This is a genomic window from Streptococcus wuxiensis (genome assembly GCF_040888245.1).
Classification (GTDB): Bacteria; Bacillota; Bacilli; order Lactobacillales; family Streptococcaceae; genus Streptococcus; species Streptococcus wuxiensis.
Map to the genome: position 1 here is coordinate 1 of NZ_JBFNFE010000007.1, position 19,262 is coordinate 19,262.

Below are 19,262 nucleotides of genomic sequence, written 5' to 3' on the forward strand. Positions count from 1 at the left end.
TCAGCGGTTCGATCCCGTTAACTCCCATAGGTCCCGTAGTGTAGCGGTTATCACGTCGCCCTGTCACGGCGAAGATCGCGGGTTCGATTCCCGTCGGGACCGTAATAACGAAAGTTATTTGACTCGTTAGCTCAGTTGGTAGAGCAATTGACTTTTAATCAATGGGTCACTGGTTCGAGCCCAGTACGGGTCATATTTGCGGGTTTGGCGGAATTGGCAGACGCACCAGATTTAGGATCTGGCGCTTAACGGCGTGGGGGTTCAAGTCCCTTAACCCGCATAATAGAAATCAGCCGGCTTAGCTCAGTTGGTAGAGCATCTGATTTGTAATCAGAGGGTCGCGTGTTCAAGTCATGTAGCCGGCATTTTTTTTAATATAAACCAGAGTCGATGCGAACGTAGTTCAGTGGTAGAACACCACCTTGCCAAGGTGGGGGTCGCGGGTTCGAATCCCGTCGTTCGCTTATAGAGGCCGGGGTGGCGGAACTGGCAGACGCACAGGACTTAAAATCCTGCGATTGGTAACGATCGTACCGGTTCGATTCCGGTCCTCGGCATATATTGAAGAGCACCCTTAGCTCAACTGGATAGAGTACCTGACTACGAATCAGGCGGTTAGAGGTTCGACTCCTCTAGGGTGCATTAAACATTTAACTCGGGAAGTAGCTCAGCTTGGTAGAGTACTTGGTTTGGGACCAAGGTGTCGCAGGTTCGAATCCTGTCTTCCCGATAGGTCAATACTTTGATTGAGGCAGATGCCTTTTTTATTTTTTAAAAAAAGTGATTATTCTCTTAGATCATCATTTATCTGTAAATTTACATTACATTTACTTTAAAGTTTATTGCGTTTTCGTTTCAAAAACTAATATTCAGGTGAAGAATTATCCTAATGATAGTTCTTTTTTTTTATTTTTGGTATTCTAGACATATGAAAAGAATCAAAATTGATGTTGTAGTTGTCCCTTTAAGTGGACATTTATATCCAACAATGAATTTATTAGTTCCTTTACTTCATAATCCTCAGTATGAGATTCGTTTATTCACTGGTCCTCAAAAAAAAGAAGTGGCTGAGGCCGCAGGTTTCACTGTTGTTCCTATATTAGAAGATCACATTGAGGATTTCGAACGTGCAGCAAATAATGTTCAGCAACTAGGAGTTTTATCAGCCTATCATCAACTCTCTGCTAGTATTGACTTAATTAATTTAGTTTCAGATCAATTATTAGAAGAATGGAGAAAAAATAGGCCAGATATTGTTATTGCTGATTTTATTACGTTGTCTGGTGGTTTGGTGGCTAATCAACTTGGAATCCCTTGGATAACTACCATGGCTACACAATTTGTTTTAGAAACTACTGATGGTCCTCCGTGTTTAATTGGTGGCATGGGTAGTCCAAAGAATTCTTGGCAGGCTACAATACAATTTCTGGGGAGAAAAGCAACTCGTATAGTGAAACGTATTGTATTTTTTTCATTCCGTGATCGCTTAAAGAGATATAAATTTAAATTATATAACCAACTCGGTCATGAGACAATTTATTCTCCTTATTCCATTCTTGCCATTGGCATGAAAGAATTAGAACTTAAAAAGGGATTTCCAGAGCATTTTCGTTGGGTGGGCCCATCAGGGGCTTCAGTTGAGGCTCGAGAGGATTATCCTTTAGATTTAACTCCTTTTATAGAGCGAAAGAAAGTTTTGGTAACTTGTGGGACACAGCTAGCTTGGGCTAAAGAGAACCTTATCTATCAAGCTAAGCAACTTGCGAAAGCTCATCCGGATTGTCACTTTTTTGTGACTCGCGGTGTTGGTGGAGAAGCTTTTCAATGTGAGAATCTCATGGAGAATTTGTCCGTTGTTTCTTATCTTCCTTATAAGGAGTATATACCTCAGATGGATTATGTCATTCATCATGGTGGAGCTGGGATTTTTTATCAATGCATTATTTATGGTAAACCAGCTTTGATATTACCTCATGATTATGATCAATTTGATTATGCCGTTCGTGGGGTTGAGGCCGGTATTGCTTTCAAAGCTAAGAGAGATAATGGCAAGGCCATTGGACAAGCCTTTGAGGAACTGTTAGCTAAAGAAAATTGGCCAGAATTAGAGACTTTGCGCCAGGTTGCGCAGTCTTATCATCCAACGGAAATTTTGGAGAGTGAAATTCAGCATCTTCTAGCGGATAAGGAGAAAGAAAAATGAAAACAGTTTTAGTAACTGGAGCGACAGGTTTCTTGGGTAAATATGTTGTAGAAGAATTAGTCGAGCATGGTTATCGGGTCCGAGCTTTTGGTAGAAATAGAAAAATTGGTCACTCCTTAGAGAATTCTTCGGTCAGTTTTTTTCAAGGGGACCTAACCAAAGCTGAGGATGTGGGAGAAGCTTGTAAGGGGATGGATCTGGTCGTTCATGCGGGAGCCCTGTCAACAGTTTGGGGCCCGTGGGAAGATTTTTATCAGGCCAATGTTTTAGGGACTAAAACGGTTCTCGAAGCTTGTCGTCAAGCTGGGATTCAGCGCTTAGCCTACGTATCCTCGCCAAGTATTTATGCTGCTCCTAAGGATCAATTGGCTATCAAAGAAAGTGATGCTCCAGAGGAAAACAATCTCAATAACTATATCCGTAGTAAATTAGCTTCGGAGAAACTCTTTAAAGATTATCCAGATGTTCCTAGTATTATTTTGAGACCTCGTGGACTTTTTGGGATTGGGGATACCAGTATTTTGCCACGGGTGATCAATCTTAGTCAAAAAATAGGAATTCCTTTGATTGGAGATGGGCGTCAGCTCATGGATATGACTTGTGTGGAAAATGTAGCTTTAGCAATTCGTTTAGCTTTGGAAGCTCCAGAAGCAAAGGGTGATATCTATAACATCACTAATGGCGAGCCAAGAGCTTTTAGGGATTTGCTAGAGGAAAGCTTGACAGGTTTGGGTTATCCAATCAAATATAGAAAAATTTCTGCATCTCTATTATCGGGAATTGCCAGTAGTTTAGAATTTCTTTATAAGACTCTGAATCTTAAAGGGGAGCCAGCCCTGACACGCTATACCTATTACCTGCTTCGTTATAGTCAGACTCTTGATATTAGTAAGGCTGAGAAGGAGCTGGGTTATCATCCGAAAATAAGTATTTCAGAAGGGATTGAGCAATATGTCCAAGATTATCGAAAGCATTGAGTATTTCCCAGCAGGGTATTGTACTAGTTATGCCGGCTTGCTCTTTAAGGGTGTCAAGAATAGAAAGATGACTTTTCCAGCAGGTGTCTTTTTGATCAAGCATAGGGAAAAGGGGTATCTGCTTTATGATACTGGCTATCACTATGATATTAAGAGGAAACTTCGTTATGGCTTTTATCGTCTCGGAACGCCAGTTCAAATGACGGAAAAGGATCAGATTTTACATTTGCTAGAAGCTAAAGGAATTAAGCCAGAAGACATTAACTATGTCTTGCTTTCTCATTTACATCCAGATCATCTGGGAGGGGCTAGTTTCTTTCCTCATGCAAACTTTATCCTGACCCAGGAAGTCTATGATGTTTACAAGAAACCAAAACTAAAGGATTTAATTTTTAAAGAATTTTTGCCGAGTGACTTCGAGGAAAGATTGACAGTCATCAAGGCAAATCAGCAAAATGCTAACTTTAAGTATCGCCCTACCATCGATCTTTTTGGAGACGGAAGTATCCTTGTAGCTTCGATAGATGGGCATGCTAAGGGGCAAGCTTGTCTCTTTATTCCAGATTATCATCTCTTTATCGCAGCAGATCTTTGTTGGGGAATAGACCTTTTACCCTATACGAAACAGATGCATCTGATTCCTTCCTTGGTGCAGGACAACAAGGAAGCCTATATCAAAGGAACGGAGCTCTTGGAAGAGCTTTTAAAGGATGGAATAGAAGTGCTAGTTAGCCATGACCCTGTAGAAAGGATTGAGCGGATTTTGTATGAAAAAAATAACCTTTCTTAAAACTTTTATCCAAACTCGCTGGCTTCATAACTTTAGATCTCGAGAAGCATTAGAAAACTATCAGAAAAAGCAACTGGCTGCCTATATGGATTTTCTCAAACGTGAATCACCTTATTTTAAAAATGGTGTACCTAACGACTTTGATCATATGGATAAAGCGTTCATGATGACGCATTTCAATGAGCTCAACACCCAAGGAGTGGATCGAGACGAGGCCTTGGCTTTGGCTATCGAAAGTGAAAAGACCAGGAATTTTACAGAGCTTAAGGGAGAAATAGCTGTTGGGTTGTCTTCTGGAACATCTGGACACCGGGGACTCTTTATCACAACTGAAAAAGAGAGAAGTATGTGGGCAGCAGCTATCTTGGCAAAGATGTTGCCCAAGGGCCAACTTTTTGGGCACCGCATAGCCTTTTTCCTCAGAGCGGATAATGAACTCTATCAGACCATCAATACGTCACTTATTCGTTTAGAGTACTTTGATATTTTCAAGAATACAGATGAGCATATCGAGCGTCTCAACAATTATCAACCGACCATTGTGGTAGCGCCTGCTTCTATGTTGATTGAATTGAGCAAGCGCCTAAAAGATGGGGAGTTAGTCATACACCCACAAAAAATCGTTTCGGTGGCTGAAATCTTGGAAGATAGTGATAAAGAGCGAATTCTGAGCGCTTTTGAGTTGCCGATTATTGACCAAGTATATCAAGCAACGGAAGGTTTCTTAGCTTGTACTTGCTCTGTTGGGAATCTTCATCTCAATGAAGACATCATTTTTGTGGAAAAACACTACTTGGATGACCGACGTTTTTATCCAGTCATTACTGATTTTAAGCGGAGCAGTCAGCCTGTTTATCGCTACCAGCTCAACGATATCTTGGTTGAGAATCCTGAACCTTGTCCATGTGGTTCTCATTACACAAGGATTGACAAGGTCGAAGGGCGTTCTGATGATATCTTCTATTTTGATAGACAAGATGGAGGTCAGGTAAGGATTTATCCTGACTTTATCAGACGTTGCATTCTCTTTGTGGAGAATGTTGGAGATTACCAAGTCAAGCAACACTCTGAGAAGCTAGTGGAAGTTTGTCTAAGTCGAAGAGATGAGCAAGTAGAAACAGCGATTACAGAGCAGTTTCTACTTTTGGCGCAACAAAAAGAGTTTAAAGAACCTGAAATACAATTTTCAGATTATCACTGGGATACAAGTCGTAAGCTCAAACGTATCCAACGTTTATGAAAGGACAAAAGATTATGACAGAAGTAAAAAGACATGTAGAAATTGCAGGTTATGGAGTCTGCCTTCCAAAAAATACAGTGCAATTTAAAGACCAGACCCGTCATCGTGTGGTTGAAAATGAAGAAACGCAACTAGATTTGGCAGAAGCAGCTATCCAAGCTGCACTTGAAAATGCAAATTTGAGTATGAAAGACATTGATTGCCTGGTATCAGCTAGTGCGGTTGGTGTTCAGCCGATTCCTTGTACGGCAGCTTTGATTCATGAACGTGTGGCAAAAGGGCTCTCTATCCCAGCTATGGATATCAATACGACTTGTACAAGTTTTATCTCTGCTTTATCAACTATGTCACATTTGATTGAAGCTGGGGAATACCGTCGTGTTTTGATTGTATCCAGTGAAGTTGGTAGCTTGGGCCTTAATCCAAAGCAAAAAGAAAGTTATGAACTCTTTAGTGATGGAGCGGCTGCCTTTATTTTCCAATCAAGTGATAAGGATAAGGGAGTGATAGCAAGCCTTCAACGTACTTGGTCAGAGGGAGCTCACGATACAGAGATTCGTGGAGGCTTGACTTCTTATCAGCCAAAAGAGTACTCTGAAGAGACTAAGACAAATTTTATGTTTGATATGAAAGGCAAGAAAATTCTCTTGCTTTCTGCTCGTGTCATTCCAGAAATGTTCCAAGAATTCCAAGAGAAATCAGGCATTTCTAAAGATGCTGTAGACTATATTATTCCCCACCAAGCTAGTCGCGCTCTTCCTTTGGTCATGGGAAAACTGGGTGTAGACGAAGACAAGTACCTTAACCTTGTTACGGATTATGGAAATATGGTCTCCGTTGCTGTACCTTTTGGTTTGGCTTATGCACTCGATCATGGCTATGTAAAAGAAGGTGATACCATCTTCTTAATGGGAACTGCAGCTGGTATGACGGTTAATATGTTGGCTTTGAAATTGTAAAATAATAGCAGGCACCTATAAGTGGCCTGCTTTTTAAATTAATTTTAAACGTAGAACTATCGGCCTATACAGAAAAAGCTTGATAACTTTTATGAAACTAAGTATACTAGAAGGTAACAAGCGTTTTCAGACAGTATATTAGGGAGTATACTTAGAAATTGAGAGGGAGATATGGGAATAAGAAAATTTCGCTTATTAATGTCCAAGTATGGCTTTAGTATTGCGATTATCCTGATAGAATTAGTTCTTGTTTTCGGAATTATTCTTTACATGATCCAGATTGCTCCGATTATTTGGGTGACTCTTGTATTTTTGATTAGCGTAGCAACCGTTAGAGCGATTGTCAATCGTTCGATGTCACCTGAAAGCAAAGTGACTTGGTTGATTGTGACCTTTGTACCGGTGTTTGGTCCATTGCTTTATCTCATGTTTGGTGAGAGAAGACTATCAAAAAAAGAACTGAAACAACTCCAGGAATTGAATTCTATTGCATTTCATGAGAATAATGGGCGCCAACTCCATTTGCAACTACAGGAGACAGACAAATCAGCTTACGGAATTATCAATGCCTTGCTACATATGGATAGTAATGCAGAAGTCTATGACCAGACAGATTCACAATTTTTCGCAAGCGGTGAGGAAATGTGGCAACAGATGCTGGAGGATCTTAAAAGAGCAGAAAAGTTTATTTTTCTAGAATACTATATTGTCGACGAAGGTTTGATGTGGGATAGCATACTCGAAGTTCTGGAAGAAAAGGCAGCTCAGGGAGTCGAAGTCAAGATGCTCTATGACGACATCGGTTGTATGGTGACTTTGCCTGGGGATTATACTCTTCATTTGCGTTCTAAAGGAATTGATGCTCATAAATTTAATAAGGTGATTCCTCGTATGACAGTGGCCTATAATAACCGTGACCACCGGAAAATATTAGTGATTGATGGACAAATTTCCTATACTGGAGGAATCAACCTTGCAGATGAATACATCAATCGTATTGAACGTTTTGGACACTGGAAAGATAGTGGGATTCGGATCGATGGTCCGGCGACTCAAGCATTTACCAGACTATTTCTCATGAACTGGTACATCAACCGTGGGGAAATAAGTGACTTTGATCAGTATCATTTGGAAAATCAGACACGATTTGGTAGCGGTCTTTGTATCCCTTACGGCAGTGGACCTAAGCCAATCTATAAAACTAAGGTAGGGAAGATCGTTTATCAAAATTTGATTAACCAAGCAGAAGATTTTGTCTATATCACAACGCCTTATCTCATTATCGATTATGATTTGACAGAGGATATAAAAAATGCGGCTATGCGAGGCGTAGACGTTAGAATAGTCACGCCCCATATACCGGATAAAAAACTCATTCAACTTGTAACACGGGGAGCTTATCCAGATCTTTTATCTGCGGGTGTTCGCATTTTTGAATACACACCTGGTTTTATCCATAGTAAGCAAATGATTGTTGATGATCGATTTGCGGCTGTCGGCACTATTAACTTGGATTATCGTAGCTTGGTTCATCACTATGAAAATGCAGTACTACTCTACAAAACAGAGTCAATAGCAGATATTCGCAAAGATTTTGAAGGAATTTTTGAACAATCTCAAGAAATCTTCTCGGATACCATAAACCCTACATGGTATCAAATGATGATTAAAGAAGTAACACAGTTATTTGCACCTATGCTTTAATTGAAAGAATTAACTGAGAATAGATGATTAGAGGAGAGGTTGGGACAAAAGTCCTAGCCTCTCAATTTTCTTTGGATTGTCGAGCAAGACGCAGTGGTTGAGTGGGCTGTACTACGCTGATTTCATCAGCTTTTACAGCCCTCCTCAACTGTGCGGAGGTGGGATGACGAAATCGAATTCTAACGAATTACCGATTTCTGTCCCACTCTCTTTTCTGTAAGCAGTTTCCTTGACATCTTATTTTTTTTGCGTTATCATATGTCCATATAATATATGGGAGTCTGTGTACAGTCTGAGAGGAAGTGTTAAACTTCGACCGCACCTGATCTGGGTAATGCCAGCGTAGGGAACGATACTTGGCCTAATTTTGCACCTCTTTCATATATGGAAGAGATTTTTCTTTTTTTACAAAGAAAAACTGTAACTTAGAAGGAGGTTTGAATGAAAGCAAGCATTGCTTTACAAGTCCTGCCCCTGTCACAAGGGATTGACCGCATAGCTGTAATTGATAAGGTCATTGCTTATCTGCAAACTCAAGGAGTGACCATGGTGGTGACACCATTTGAAACGGTCTTGGAGGGGGAGTTTGATGGGCTTATGCGCATTCTCAAAGAAGCGTTAGAAGTGGCGGGCCAAGGAGCAGACAATGTTTTTGCCAATGTGAAAATAAATATAGGAGAGATTTTAAGCATCGATGAGAAACTTGAAAAGTATAATGAGACGGCATATTAGTCTGCTAGGATTTTTGGGTGTCTTATCTCTTTGGCAGGTGGCGGGATTCTTAAAACTCTTACCAAAGTTTATCCTGCCGACACCACTTGAGATTCTCCAGTCTTTTGTTCGTGACAGAGAATTTCTCTGGTACCATAGCTGGGCAACCTTGAGAGTAGCTTTGCTAGGTTTGGTCTTGGGTGTCTTGATAGCCTGTGTTATGGCCGTACTTATGGATAGTTTGGGATGGCTCAATGACTTGATTTACCCCATGATGGTAGTTGTCCAGACCATACCGACCATTGCCATAGCCCCTATCCTAGTTTTATGGTTGGGTTATGGAATCTTGCCCAAGATTGTCTTGATTATCTTGACGACAACCTTCCCTATTATCGTCAGTATTCTAGATGGATTTAGGCATTGTGACAAGGATATGCTGACCTTGTTTAGTCTGATGCGAGCCAATCCTTGGCAAATCCTGTGGCATTTTAAAATCCCTGTCAGCCTGCCTTACTTTTATGCAGGTCTGAGGGTCAGTGTCTCCTATGCTTTCATCACAACAGTGGTATCTGAGTGGTTGGGAGGCTTTGAAGGACTTGGTGTCTACATGATTCAGTCCAAAAAACTGTTTCAGTATGATACCATGTTTGCGATTATTATTCTGGTATCGCTGATCAGTCTTCTGGGGATGAAGCTAGTCGATATCAGTGAAAAATATGTGATTAAATGGAAACGTACTTAAAATAGAGCGTTTTGGAAAAAGAAAAGAGGAAATAAAAATGAAGAAAACATGGAAAGTGTTTTTAACGATTGTAACAGCTCTTCTAGCTGTCGTGCTTGTGGCTTGTGGCCAAGGAACTGCTTCTAAGGATAACAAAGAAGCAGAACTAAAAAAAATTGACTTTATCCTAGACTGGACACCCAATACCAACCATACAGGGCTTTATGTAGCCAAAGAAAAAGGTTATTTCAAAGAAGCTGGAGTGGATGTTGATTTGAAATTGCCACCAGAAGAAAGTTCATCTGACTTGGTGATCAATGGTAAGGCGCCATTTGCTATCTATTTCCAAGACTACATGGCTAAGAAATTGGAAAAAGGAGCAGGTATTACTGCCGTTGCAGCGATTGTAGAACACAATACATCAGGGATTATCTCTCGTAAGTCTGACAATATCAATAGTCCTAAAGACTTGGTTGGTAAGAAATACGGAACCTGGAATGACCCAACTGAGCTTGCTATGTTGAAAACCTTGGTAGAATCTCAAGGTGGAGACTTTGAGAAGGTTGAAAAAGTACCAAACAACGACTCGAACTCGATCACACCGATTGCCAATGGAGTTTTTGACTCTGCTTGGATTTATTATGGTTGGGACGGAATCCTAGCCAAATCTCAAGGTGTGGATGCCAACTTTATGTATTTGAAAGACTACGTTAAAGAATTTGACTACTATTCACCAGTTATCATCGCAAACAACGACTATCTAAAAGACAACAAAGAAGAAGCTCGTAAAGTCATCCAAGCTATTAAAAAAGGTTACCAATACGCGATGGATCACCCAGAAGAAGCGGCTGATATCTTGATCAAGAATGCACCTGAGTTAAAGGATAAACGTGACTTTGTCATCGAATCTCAAAAATACTTGTCAAAAGAGTATGCTAGCGACAAGGAAAAATGGGGACAATTTGATGCTGATCGCTGGAATGCCTTCTACAAATGGGATAAAGAAAATGGAATCCTCAAGGAAGACTTGACAGATAAAGGATTTACCAACGAATTTGTAAAATAATGACAGAAATTAGACTAGAACACGTAAGCTATGCCTACAACGATGAAAAGATTTTAGAGGATATTAACCTACAAGTGACTTCAGGTGAAGTGGTCTCTATCCTAGGACCCAGTGGTGTAGGAAAGACTACTCTCTTTAACCTGATTGCAGGGATTTTAGAAGTCCAGTCTGGACGTATCATTCTTGATGGGGAGGAAAATCCTAAGGGGCGCGTGAGTTATATGCTCCAAAAGGATTTACTCCTAGAACATAAGACAGTTCTTGGCAATATCATTTTGCCCCTCTTGATCCAAAAGGTGGACAAGGCAGAAGCCATTGCCAAAGCAGATGAAATTCTTGCTACCTTTCAGTTGACGGCTGTAAGGGATAAGTACCCTCATGAACTCAGTGGTGGGATGCGCCAGCGTGTTGCTTTACTCCGTACCTACCTTTTCGGGCACAAGCTCTTTCTTCTAGACGAGGCCTTTAGCGCTTTGGATGAGATGACTAAGATGGAACTTCATGCCTGGTATCTTGATATTCATAAACAGCTAGAGTTGACGACACTCATCATTACGCATAGTATCGAGGAGGCTCTTAATCTTAGTGACCGTATCTATATCTTGAAAAATCGCCCTGGGCAGATTGTTTCTGAAATCAAACTCGACTGGTCTGAAGGCGAAGACAAGGAAGTTCAAAAAATTGCCTACAAACGCCAAATTTTAGAGGAGTTGGGCTTGGAACTATAATTTAAAAACTTCGGAATGATTTATTCATACCGAAGTTTTGTTTTTATATAGTTTATGATGTGATAGTGTGGACGAATCCTTTATTCTAAACCCATTGCAACTTTAGAGATGAGTAAGAAAGAACCATCCTCTTGTTTATCGAAGGTAAGAGTGACAGACTGGATATTATTACCTGTTGATACATAAGAAATCACTTTGTTTTCACGGTCTTTTTTCTTAGTCGTGCTTTCTTTAGATGGTTGGCCGTGTTCTTTTATGACATCATCGTAATTTGTACCACCAGCTCCGCGTTGAAGAATATCTCCTTGTTTGAGAGCATCGAATTGTTCCTTGGTCCATGTAAATTCTTCTTCGGCTTGATTAGTAGACACGGTATCTTGAGCAGCATTCTTTTGGATTTGATTATAGATAACTTGACTACCCACAGCAAAAACAATAGATGCTACAGAAAGAACAGTACCAATAATAGCTAATACTTTTTTATTTTTACGGTTTAAGCATAAGCCAACAATACCTAGGATAAGTGCAAGGATAGCGATTAAGAATGAAATTTGATTGATACCAGGAATCCAAGAACCAAGGAGTGCAATAGCTCCTAAAACAATAGCTAGGATACCAAAAATTTTATTTTCTTGTTTCATAGCGAAACCTTTCTCAGCTTTTATTGTGAATCAGTATTTGCACATATTTGATACTTATTAACATACTTTCAAAGGATTTGAAAGCTAGCTGTAACTTCTTTATTATAACATAAATGTAGAATAGAAAACAAAGCATAGTTTGCTAACGGTAGCTATTTTTAAAACTCAGTATTTCCAAAGACTTAGCCTTTAAAATTTGACTTATGGATTCTTAAATGATAGTATAGTCAAAGATGGTCAAAGTTTAAGAAGGAGGTAGCAAGCTATGAAATTTAAAAATACATCGGACCATATTGAAGCCTATATCAAGGCGATTTTAGAACAATCTGGTATCGTAGAATTGCAACGAAGCCAGCTAGCGGATACCTTTCAAGTCGTACCTAGCCAGATCAACTATGTGATTAAGACTCGTTTTACAGAGAGTAGAGGATATCTAGTTGAGAGTAAACGTGGTGGTGGAGGCTATATTCGCATTGGTCGAATTGAATTCTCTAACCATCATGATATGCTCCGCGATTTGTTGTATTCAGTGGGTGATGAGGTGAACCAAGTCATCTTTGAAGATGTCTTAAGACTCTTAGTCGAACAAGAACTCATGACCCGCCAAGAGATGAGTCTATTATTAGCTATGGGGACAGACCGAATTCTAGGTGAGGAAGCTAATTATATTCGTGCTAATATGCTTCGTCAGTTGTTGCATGAAGTAGATAGAAAAGGAAAATAAAACGACATGAAATATTCAAAAGCATTGAGAGAATGCATCGATAGCGCCTTTCTGGTAGCGAGTCGCTTTGGTGCAGATTACCTAGAGTCTTGGCATTTGCTGATTGCCATGGCCAATCATAGCTACAGTGTTGCTGGAGCAACTTTAAATGAATTCCCGTATGAGATTGATCGTTTGGAGGAAGTGGCTGTAGAATTAACAGAAGCCAACTATAACCACAAGGAAGATTACAAGGAGCTCCCATTTTCCTATCGTTTGAACGTCTTGATGTTGGAGGCGGAACATGTTGCTTCGGTGGTACATGCCAAAGCATTGGGAACAGAGCATCTTCTCTACGCTATCTTGCATGATGGCAATGCCCTAGCTACTCGCATTTTGGAAAAAGCAGGATTTTCTTATGAAGATCAGAAAGATCAAGTCAAGATTGCTGGGCTTCGTCGTAGTCTTGAAGCGCGTGCTGGTTGGACAAAGGAAGATTTGAAGGCTCTGCGTCAGCGCCACAGATCAGTAGCAGATAAGCAAAATTCTATGGCCAATATGATGGGTATGCCTCAAACTCCAAGTGGTGGTTTGGAAGATTACACTCATGACCTCACAGAGCAAGCTCGTTCAGGCAAGTTGGAACCAGTCATCGGGCGTGACCAAGAAATCTCTCGTATGATCCAAATCTTGAGTCGAAAAACAAAAAATAATCCAGTTCTAGTTGGAGATGCAGGTGTTGGTAAAACAGCTCTGGCACTTGGCCTTGCGCAACGAATTGTCAACGGAAATGTGCCTGATGAGATGGCTAAGATGCGAGTCCTAGAACTTGATTTGATGAATGTGGTTGCAGGAACTCGTTTCCGTGGAGACTTTGAAGAACGTATGAACAATATTATCAAAGATATCGAGGAAGACGGTAAGGTTATCCTCTTTATCGATGAGCTTCATACCATTATGGGATCAGGAAGTGGTATTGATTCGACCTTGGATGCGGCCAATATCCTGAAACCTGCCCTAGCGCGTGGAACTCTGAGAACTGTTGGGGCAACCACTCAGGAAGAATACCAAAAACACATCGAAAAAGATGCAGCCCTTTCTCGTCGCTTTGCAAAAGTGATGATTGAGGAACCAAGTGTGGCTGATAGTATGGCTATCTTGCGTGGCTTGAAGGCAACTTATGAGAAACACCACCATGTTCAAATTACAGATGATGCAGTCGAAACAGCTGTCAAAATGGCACATCGCTATTTGACTAGTCGTCACTTGCCAGACTCAGCGATTGATCTTTTGGATGAAGCGGCAGCAACTGTCCAAAATAAATCGAAACACGCTAAAAAAGAAGAGTCAGGTTTAACAGCAGCAGACAAGGCCTTGATGGATGGCAAATGGAAACAAGCAGCTCAGCTCATTGCAAAAGAGCAGGAAGTTCCGGTCTATAAAGATCTGGTAAAAGAATCTGATATTTTGACAACCTTGAGTCGCTTGTCAGGTATTCCAGTTCAAAAATTGACACAAACGGACGCCAAGAAATATCTCAATCTAGAAGCTGAACTGCATAAACGTGTTATCGGTCAGGAACAAGCGGTATCAAGCATCAGTCGTGCCATTCGCAGAAATCAATCGGGGATTCGCAATAACAAACGTCCAATTGGATCCTTTATGTTCCTAGGACCAACAGGTGTTGGTAAAACTGAATTAGCCAAAGCCTTGGCAGAAGTTCTCTTTGATGACGAGTCAGCTCTCATTCGTTTTGACATGAGTGAATACATGGAGAAATTCGCAGCTAGTCGTCTCAATGGAGCTCCTCCAGGTTATGTAGGCTACGAAGAGGGCGGAGAGTTGACCGAGAAGGTTCGTAACAAACCGTACTCAGTACTTCTCTTTGACGAGGTAGAAAAGGCCCACCCAGATATCTTTAATGTGCTCTTGCAGGTCTTGGATGATGGTGTCTTAACAGACAGTAAGGGTCGCAAGGTTGATTTCTCAAATACCATTATTATCATGACGTCAAACCTTGGTGCGACAGCTCTTCGTGATGACAAGACAGTCGGTTTTGGAGCTAAGGATATTCGTTTTGACCAAGAAAATATGGAAAAACGGATGTTCGAAGAGTTGAAAAAAGCTTATCGTCCAGAGTTTATCAACCGTATTGACGAAAAGGTGGTCTTCCACAGCTTGTCAAGTCAAGATATGCAGGAAGTGGTTAAGATTATGGTCAAACCATTGATTGCAAGTCTGGCAGAAAAAGGAATTGACTTGAAACTCCAAGCATCTGCCCTTAAGCTTCTAGCTCAGAAGGGATATGACCCAGAGATGGGAGCTCGCCCACTGCGCAGAACTCTGCAAACAGAAGTAGAAGACAAACTAGCAGAACTCCTTCTTACAGGTGAACTGAAAGAAGGTAAGACACTTAAAATTGGTGTCAAAGCTGGCCAATTAAAATTTGAAATTGTTTAAAAAAGTGAGGTTGGAACAGATTGTTTCAGCCTCTTTTTTGAAAAGTTGTTACTTAAATAAGGACTTGGATTTTGCATTTAGTTTAAGGATTTCAAAACAGAATTCTCCTGCTCAAGTTTTGTATATCAAGTTATAAAATTAATATCATGTGGCAACGTTTTTATAAAAAATAATAAAAAAGTCTTGACAAACATAACAAGACAGAGTATAATACAAAATATAAAAATTTATAAAAAGGTTAAACAGATATGAAAAAGAGTATAGCGGTTGTTTTTGGTACCTTTGCCCCTCTCCATCAGGGGCATATCGATCTAATTCAGCGAGCAAAGCGTCAGTGTGATCAGGTCTGGGTGGTAGTTTCAGGTTATAAGGGAGATCGTGGTGAACAGGTAGGGCTTACACTACAAAAGAGATTTCGCTATATTCGTGAAGCTTTTCGAGATGATGAGTTGACCTCTGTTTGTAAACTTGACGAAACCAATATTCCACGCTATCCGATGGGCTGGCAGGAGTGGTTGGATCAGATGTTGCAGGCCATTTCCTATGACCAGAATGGTGAGGAGCTCATCTTTTTTGTAGGAGAGTCCGAATACCAACAAGAATTGTCAGAACGTGGTTTCGAGACTGTTCTACAGGGAAGAAAATTTGGAATTTCGGCTAGCATGATTCGTGAAAATCCAAGCAAATATTGGAAATATATCGCTCAACCTTTCCGCCGTCAGTTTACGAAAAAAGTGTTGATTATGGGAAGTGCTAGTAATGGTAAAACAACTCTAGCCAAGGATTTAGCTCGCTTTTATGACGCGCCAGTCAGTCTGGAGTATGCTCGTGAGTATCAGATAAAAAATAATGTCCGAGATGATGAGCTTACCCCCAAAGATTATTATTACCTTCTTTTGGGCCAATATGATCAAACTTCCAAGTTAATCGATAGCAATGCCAATCGAGGCCTAGTCATTGCAGATACCAACTCACTAGTAACCAAGGGCTACTACGATTACTACATGGAAAGCGAAGAGCAGGAGGACTTGTCCGTAGAGACCTTTGATAATCTCTTTGTTTCCATCGTAGCCAAGGAAAAGTGGGATTTAATCCTCTTTGTGCAACCTATTGGCTCTTATGTCAATGATGGTTTTCGCGACATGACCATGGCAGAAGATCATATCCGTCAAAGTTTTTCTCAGCATTTGGATATGATGAGGGAGCAATATCTAGGCAATATCCCTCATGTTTATCTAGCTGATGACTATCTAGGAAATTATGAAGCAGCAAAAGTAGCTATTGATGCCATTTACCAAGCAGATTAGGAGAAGAAAATGAAAAAAATAACTGAAAAAATCACACGATTTATTGAAAACTTTAAAAATGTTCACGCGGAAGCTCGTAAAATTGGTTTTGCAGGAGTTATGCGTTTGATTTGGAAAGACCTCTTTGTGGGCCGTAGTCTTTTCCAGTGGCTCTATTTGATTGCTTTATCAAGTGTTCCTCTTATTCTGGAGTTTACACAAAACACAGAAAGTCATGACTGGATCGGTCTCTTGGCCTCTTGGACAGGGATTGTCTGCGTTATCTTAGTAGCTGAAGGTCGAGCTAGTAACTACCTTTTTGGAGCTATTAACTCCGCAATCTATTTGGTCTTAGCTATGAATGCGACTTTCTACGGTGAAGTTTTGACAACAGTTTATTTCTTTGTCATGCAGCCTATTGGACTCTATACTTGGTTGTCTAATCGGATCAATGAGCAAGGAAGACCAGAGGAGTCTCACTTTGAAGCTAAGAAACTCGGTCTGATTGATTGGCTCAAGTACTTGGCCTTGACTGCTATCATCTGGATTGGCATGGGATTAGCCTACCAAAGTATCAGCAGTGCTCGTCCTTTCCGTGACAGTGTTACCGATGCGACCAATGGTGTTGGTCAGCTCTTGATGACACGTCTTTACCGTGAGCAATGGATTTTCTGGATTGCAACCAATCTCTTTAGTATTTACCTCTGGTGGGGTGAAAACATCCATATCCAAGGGATGTACTGGGTCTACACCCTCAATAGTCTAGTCGGTTGGTACCAATGGACTAAGGCTGTCAAGGAGGGATAAGATGGCTGAAACGATAATCCCGGCTGGAATGACAGAGAGAGAATATTTTGAGATTCATGCGACTGAGAAGGAATTTTTAGACTGGTACTACAAACAGGAACTTCCTCAGTATGAAAAACCGAGCGTGACGGTGGATATGGTAGCTTATTGCTTTGTGGAAGGGAAAATCAAACTCTTGCTAATTCGTCGCAAGTCCCATCCTTATCAAAACTGTTTGGCTTTGGTCGGTGGTTTTATGGATAAAGGGGAAGATGCTGCCCATGCTTGTCAGCGTGAAGTGAGAGAGGAGGTTAACCTTGACCTTCCTTTGGAAAAAATCGAACAGTTGATGACAGTATCTACTCCAGGTCGTGATCCGCGGGGATGGACGGTTACTATCGCCCACTTGGTGTATCTACCTAGCCGCGTACTTGATCTCGTTCAAGCTGGTGATGATGCCAAGGATGTGGTTTTTGTCGATGTTGATTTTCAGACGGGTAAGTGCTTCCTAGAGGGAGTGGAGCTGGACGAGCAAGCCTTCGCCTTTGACCATTATGCCATTATCCAAGAGTCTATTAAACGAATCCAGGGGCGTCTTGACTGGAATCCGACCTTTCTCTATCTGCTAGAGGAGGAATTCACTGTCTATGAAGGAACCGAATTAGTCAATCTCATCAACCCAGGACGACCAATCGTCAGCAATAACTTTCTCGTAAAATACGGTGAGTATGTAGAAGAAGTTGGGGTCAAACGAGTGCCTAAAAAGAAACCAAGAAAAACCTATCGATTGAAATAAAAAATTTGGGAGCAGAAATCGATAGCTCAAGTCTTGGTTTCCTAGTTTCAGTCCTGAGAAGTTTTAACAAGTCCGATGACTGGTTGAGCTTGAGAATGGAGAAAATAAAGTTTGTATCAAAAGTCAATTCAGCCATCGTTTCAAAGACTTATTAGTCATAAAAAAGTGAGGTCGGGATTTTCTCGACCTCTTTTTGTTTAAGGATGTTTATCTTTATTAGGATTTCTCATGATTCGAATGAATAAATCTTTGTATTTATATTTTAAATAATGTTCGTGTAAATACAATAAAGCCACGTAGACAATCATGAAAATGGCAGTTAGGTAGAACAAATCAAATGTTGTTTGAGCGTAATGAGTAGCAACCCCATAAGAAGAGAAAGCACCAATAATCAACCAGGGAAGATATTTGTAATATTTCTTTGACATAAACCTACACCTCCAATATCCTATTTCAATTTTATTATAGCCCTTCAAGAAAAAAATGCAAGCGATTACACTTGTAAAATATAGTATTTTTAGTAGGAAAAATTTTCCTGTTTTTTTTTAAATTCTTTACGAATAAAAGATATAGGAGGAGTAAGAAAATAAATGTACTAAAAAATAATTCTAAAAAATTTTAGATAAATAGTTGACAGATTTAAAAACAAATATTACAATAATGTTACAGAAGTATTTCACAACATTTCAAAAAGATTACACAGGAGGCGCATCATGAAAACAAAACATTCAATTCGTTTACTAGCAGTAGCCGTATTGGCTTCAACTTTGCTTTTAGGAGCATGTGGTAATAAAAAAGAAGAAGCTAAAAACGACAATGCAAATAAAACAACACAAACCACGTCAAGTTCAAAGGCAAGTTCTTCAAACAAAGAAAGTAAAACTAAAGCTTCAACAAGTACTACGACTTCAGAAAAAGCTAAATCTTCCTCTGAACAAGCTTCAAGTCCTACAACTCAGAATCAAGAATCCAACCAAGCTGCACCAACTCCCCAAGCTCCTCAGCAACAGGAAACTCCATCTCAACCATCTTCTAATCAGCAAGCTTCACAAAGTCAATCTAATCAAGCAAGCCAGTCAACTTATGACCCAACGACTGACCGCAAATTACAAGACAAGCAGGCAGAACACAATAAACGTTACAAAGGCGTTTTAACCATGGTCGATGGTGATTTTTCAGCAGCAGCAGGAAGCTGGAAGGGTGCCAATGGCGAGACTATCACTGTCTCATCAGGTGGTCAATTTACAGTAGAATCTGTTGATGGCAAGAAAGAAAACTACTCTATCCGAGGCTATGCCTATACTCTTGATGATGGTAAATATAATGCCAAAATTGGTGGTGGAAAAATCATCCAAATTACAACAGGAGCAGATGGAACAGTTTCTAGTGTTGTCTTGATTCAACCATAGAAAGACCCTCAAGTCTTGTCTAGACTTAGTTCTACAAAGAGTAGTCTGACTGTTTTTCACTTAATTTCTCAAAGAGAAGTGG

At 40.3% G+C, this 19,262-nt stretch carries 18 protein-coding genes and 8 tRNA genes; 24 read left to right on the forward strand and 2 right to left on the reverse strand.

What is annotated here, in order from left to right; translation table 11 throughout:
* Positions 1-29 precede the first annotated feature (29 nt).
* The 18 genes from AB2B47_RS07685 (at position 30) to AB2B47_RS07770 (ending at position 11,099) form a co-directional block, all read left to right on the forward strand.
* Positions 30-102 (forward strand) — tRNA-Asp (locus AB2B47_RS07685).
* A gap of 18 nt (positions 103-120) precedes the next feature.
* A tRNA-Lys gene (locus AB2B47_RS07690) sits at positions 121-193 on the forward strand.
* A 5-nt stretch (positions 194-198) separates the two neighbouring features.
* Positions 199-280: transfer RNA gene (locus AB2B47_RS07695), tRNA-Leu, on the forward strand.
* A gap of 12 nt (positions 281-292) precedes the next feature.
* Positions 293-365: transfer RNA gene (locus AB2B47_RS07700), tRNA-Thr, on the forward strand.
* Between the two features lie 27 nt (positions 366-392).
* Positions 393-464 (forward strand) — tRNA-Gly (locus AB2B47_RS07705).
* A gap of 7 nt (positions 465-471) precedes the next feature.
* Positions 472-557, forward strand: a tRNA-Leu gene (locus AB2B47_RS07710).
* 11 nt (positions 558-568) lie between these two features.
* Positions 569-642, forward strand: a tRNA-Arg gene (locus AB2B47_RS07715).
* 14 nt (positions 643-656) lie between these two features.
* Positions 657-730: transfer RNA gene (locus AB2B47_RS07720), tRNA-Pro, on the forward strand.
* Positions 731-928: 198 nt separating this feature from the next.
* Positions 929-2,203, forward strand: coding sequence for a glycosyltransferase (locus AB2B47_RS07725; RefSeq protein ID WP_320694016.1), 1,275 nt, complete (start codon positions 929-931; stop codon positions 2,201-2,203).
* Positions 2,200-3,180 (forward strand): NAD-dependent epimerase/dehydratase family protein, encoded by a 981-nt coding sequence (locus AB2B47_RS07730; RefSeq protein ID WP_006152429.1) that lies wholly within the window; start codon positions 2,200-2,202, stop codon positions 3,178-3,180. Before AB2B47_RS07725 ends, AB2B47_RS07730 begins: the two co-directional genes overlap by 4 nt.
* A complete protein-coding gene (locus AB2B47_RS07735; RefSeq protein WP_320694017.1) occupies positions 3,155-3,970 on the forward strand; it encodes an MBL fold metallo-hydrolase in 816 nt (271 codons plus the stop codon). The genes AB2B47_RS07730 and AB2B47_RS07735 overlap by 26 nt, the downstream gene beginning before the upstream one ends.
* Positions 3,948-5,210 (forward strand): F390 synthetase-related protein, encoded by a 1,263-nt coding sequence (locus tag AB2B47_RS07740; protein ID WP_223334833.1) that lies wholly within the window; start codon positions 3,948-3,950, stop codon positions 5,208-5,210. The genes AB2B47_RS07735 and AB2B47_RS07740 overlap by 23 nt, the downstream gene beginning before the upstream one ends.
* 14 nt (positions 5,211-5,224) lie before the next feature.
* Complete coding sequence (locus AB2B47_RS07745) at positions 5,225-6,169, forward strand: 3-oxoacyl-[acyl-carrier-protein] synthase III C-terminal domain-containing protein (protein WP_049503859.1); 945 nt, start codon at positions 5,225-5,227, stop codon at positions 6,167-6,169.
* 171 nt (positions 6,170-6,340) lie between these two features.
* A complete protein-coding gene (gene cls, locus AB2B47_RS07750; protein WP_006152445.1) occupies positions 6,341-7,873 on the forward strand; it encodes a cardiolipin synthase in 1,533 nt (510 codons plus the stop codon).
* A gap of 441 nt (positions 7,874-8,314) precedes the next feature.
* Positions 8,315-8,605: a thiamine-binding protein gene (locus tag AB2B47_RS07755; protein WP_006152446.1), complete on the forward strand. Its 291-nt coding sequence runs from the start codon at positions 8,315-8,317 to the stop codon at positions 8,603-8,605.
* On the forward strand, positions 8,568-9,326 hold the full coding sequence (locus tag AB2B47_RS07760; protein WP_006152408.1) for an ABC transporter permease: 759 nt from the start codon (positions 8,568-8,570) through the stop codon (positions 9,324-9,326). The genes AB2B47_RS07755 and AB2B47_RS07760 overlap by 38 nt, the downstream gene beginning before the upstream one ends.
* A gap of 37 nt (positions 9,327-9,363) precedes the next feature.
* Positions 9,364-10,371 (forward strand): ABC transporter substrate-binding protein, encoded by a 1,008-nt coding sequence (locus AB2B47_RS07765; protein ID WP_075564999.1) that lies wholly within the window; start codon positions 9,364-9,366, stop codon positions 10,369-10,371.
* Entirely contained in the window at positions 10,371-11,099 is a 729-nt protein-coding gene (locus tag AB2B47_RS07770) for an ABC transporter ATP-binding protein (protein WP_006152397.1), read from the forward strand. Before AB2B47_RS07765 ends, AB2B47_RS07770 begins: the two co-directional genes overlap by 1 nt.
* 80 nt (positions 11,100-11,179) lie before the next feature.
* Here AB2B47_RS07770 and AB2B47_RS07775 read toward each other — a convergent pair whose 3' ends face one another.
* Complete coding sequence (locus tag AB2B47_RS07775; protein ID WP_320694018.1) at positions 11,180-11,740, reverse strand: CD20-like domain-containing protein; 561 nt, start codon at positions 11,738-11,740, stop codon at positions 11,180-11,182.
* Between the two features lie 265 nt (positions 11,741-12,005).
* Between AB2B47_RS07775 and AB2B47_RS07780 the strand changes: the two genes are divergently transcribed.
* From AB2B47_RS07780 to AB2B47_RS07800, 5 genes are all read left to right on the forward strand, one after another.
* Complete coding sequence (locus AB2B47_RS07780) at positions 12,006-12,464, forward strand: CtsR family transcriptional regulator (RefSeq protein WP_320694019.1); 459 nt, start codon at positions 12,006-12,008, stop codon at positions 12,462-12,464.
* Positions 12,465-12,470: 6 nt separating this feature from the next.
* Positions 12,471-14,903 carry an ATP-dependent Clp protease ATP-binding subunit gene (locus AB2B47_RS07785; protein ID WP_320694020.1) on the forward strand — a complete coding sequence of 811 codons (2,433 nt, stop codon included), beginning with the start codon at positions 12,471-12,473 and terminating at the stop codon, positions 14,901-14,903.
* Positions 14,904-15,151: 248 nt separating this feature from the next.
* The gene (locus AB2B47_RS07790) at positions 15,152-16,210 is read left to right on the forward strand and encodes an AAA family ATPase (protein ID WP_320694021.1); all 1,059 of its coding nucleotides are present in this window, start codon (positions 15,152-15,154) and stop codon (positions 16,208-16,210) included.
* 9 nt (positions 16,211-16,219) lie between these two features.
* Complete coding sequence (gene pnuC / locus AB2B47_RS07795) at positions 16,220-16,996, forward strand: nicotinamide riboside transporter PnuC (protein WP_314945140.1); 777 nt, start codon at positions 16,220-16,222, stop codon at positions 16,994-16,996.
* Position 16,997: 1 nt separating this feature from the next.
* The gene (locus AB2B47_RS07800; protein WP_320694022.1) at positions 16,998-17,771 is read left to right on the forward strand and encodes an NUDIX hydrolase; all 774 of its coding nucleotides are present in this window, start codon (positions 16,998-17,000) and stop codon (positions 17,769-17,771) included.
* A gap of 197 nt (positions 17,772-17,968) precedes the next feature.
* Here the strand turns inward: AB2B47_RS07800 and AB2B47_RS07805 are convergent, their stop codons facing one another.
* Positions 17,969-18,199, reverse strand: coding sequence for a hypothetical protein (locus AB2B47_RS07805; RefSeq protein WP_320694023.1), 231 nt, complete (start codon positions 18,197-18,199; stop codon positions 17,969-17,971).
* 285 nt (positions 18,200-18,484) lie between these two features.
* Here AB2B47_RS07805 and AB2B47_RS07810 point away from each other — a divergent pair, with 285 nt between their 5' ends.
* On the forward strand, positions 18,485-19,180 hold the full coding sequence (locus tag AB2B47_RS07810; protein WP_036757974.1) for a hypothetical protein: 696 nt from the start codon (positions 18,485-18,487) through the stop codon (positions 19,178-19,180).
* Positions 19,181-19,262: the final 82 nt, after the last annotated feature.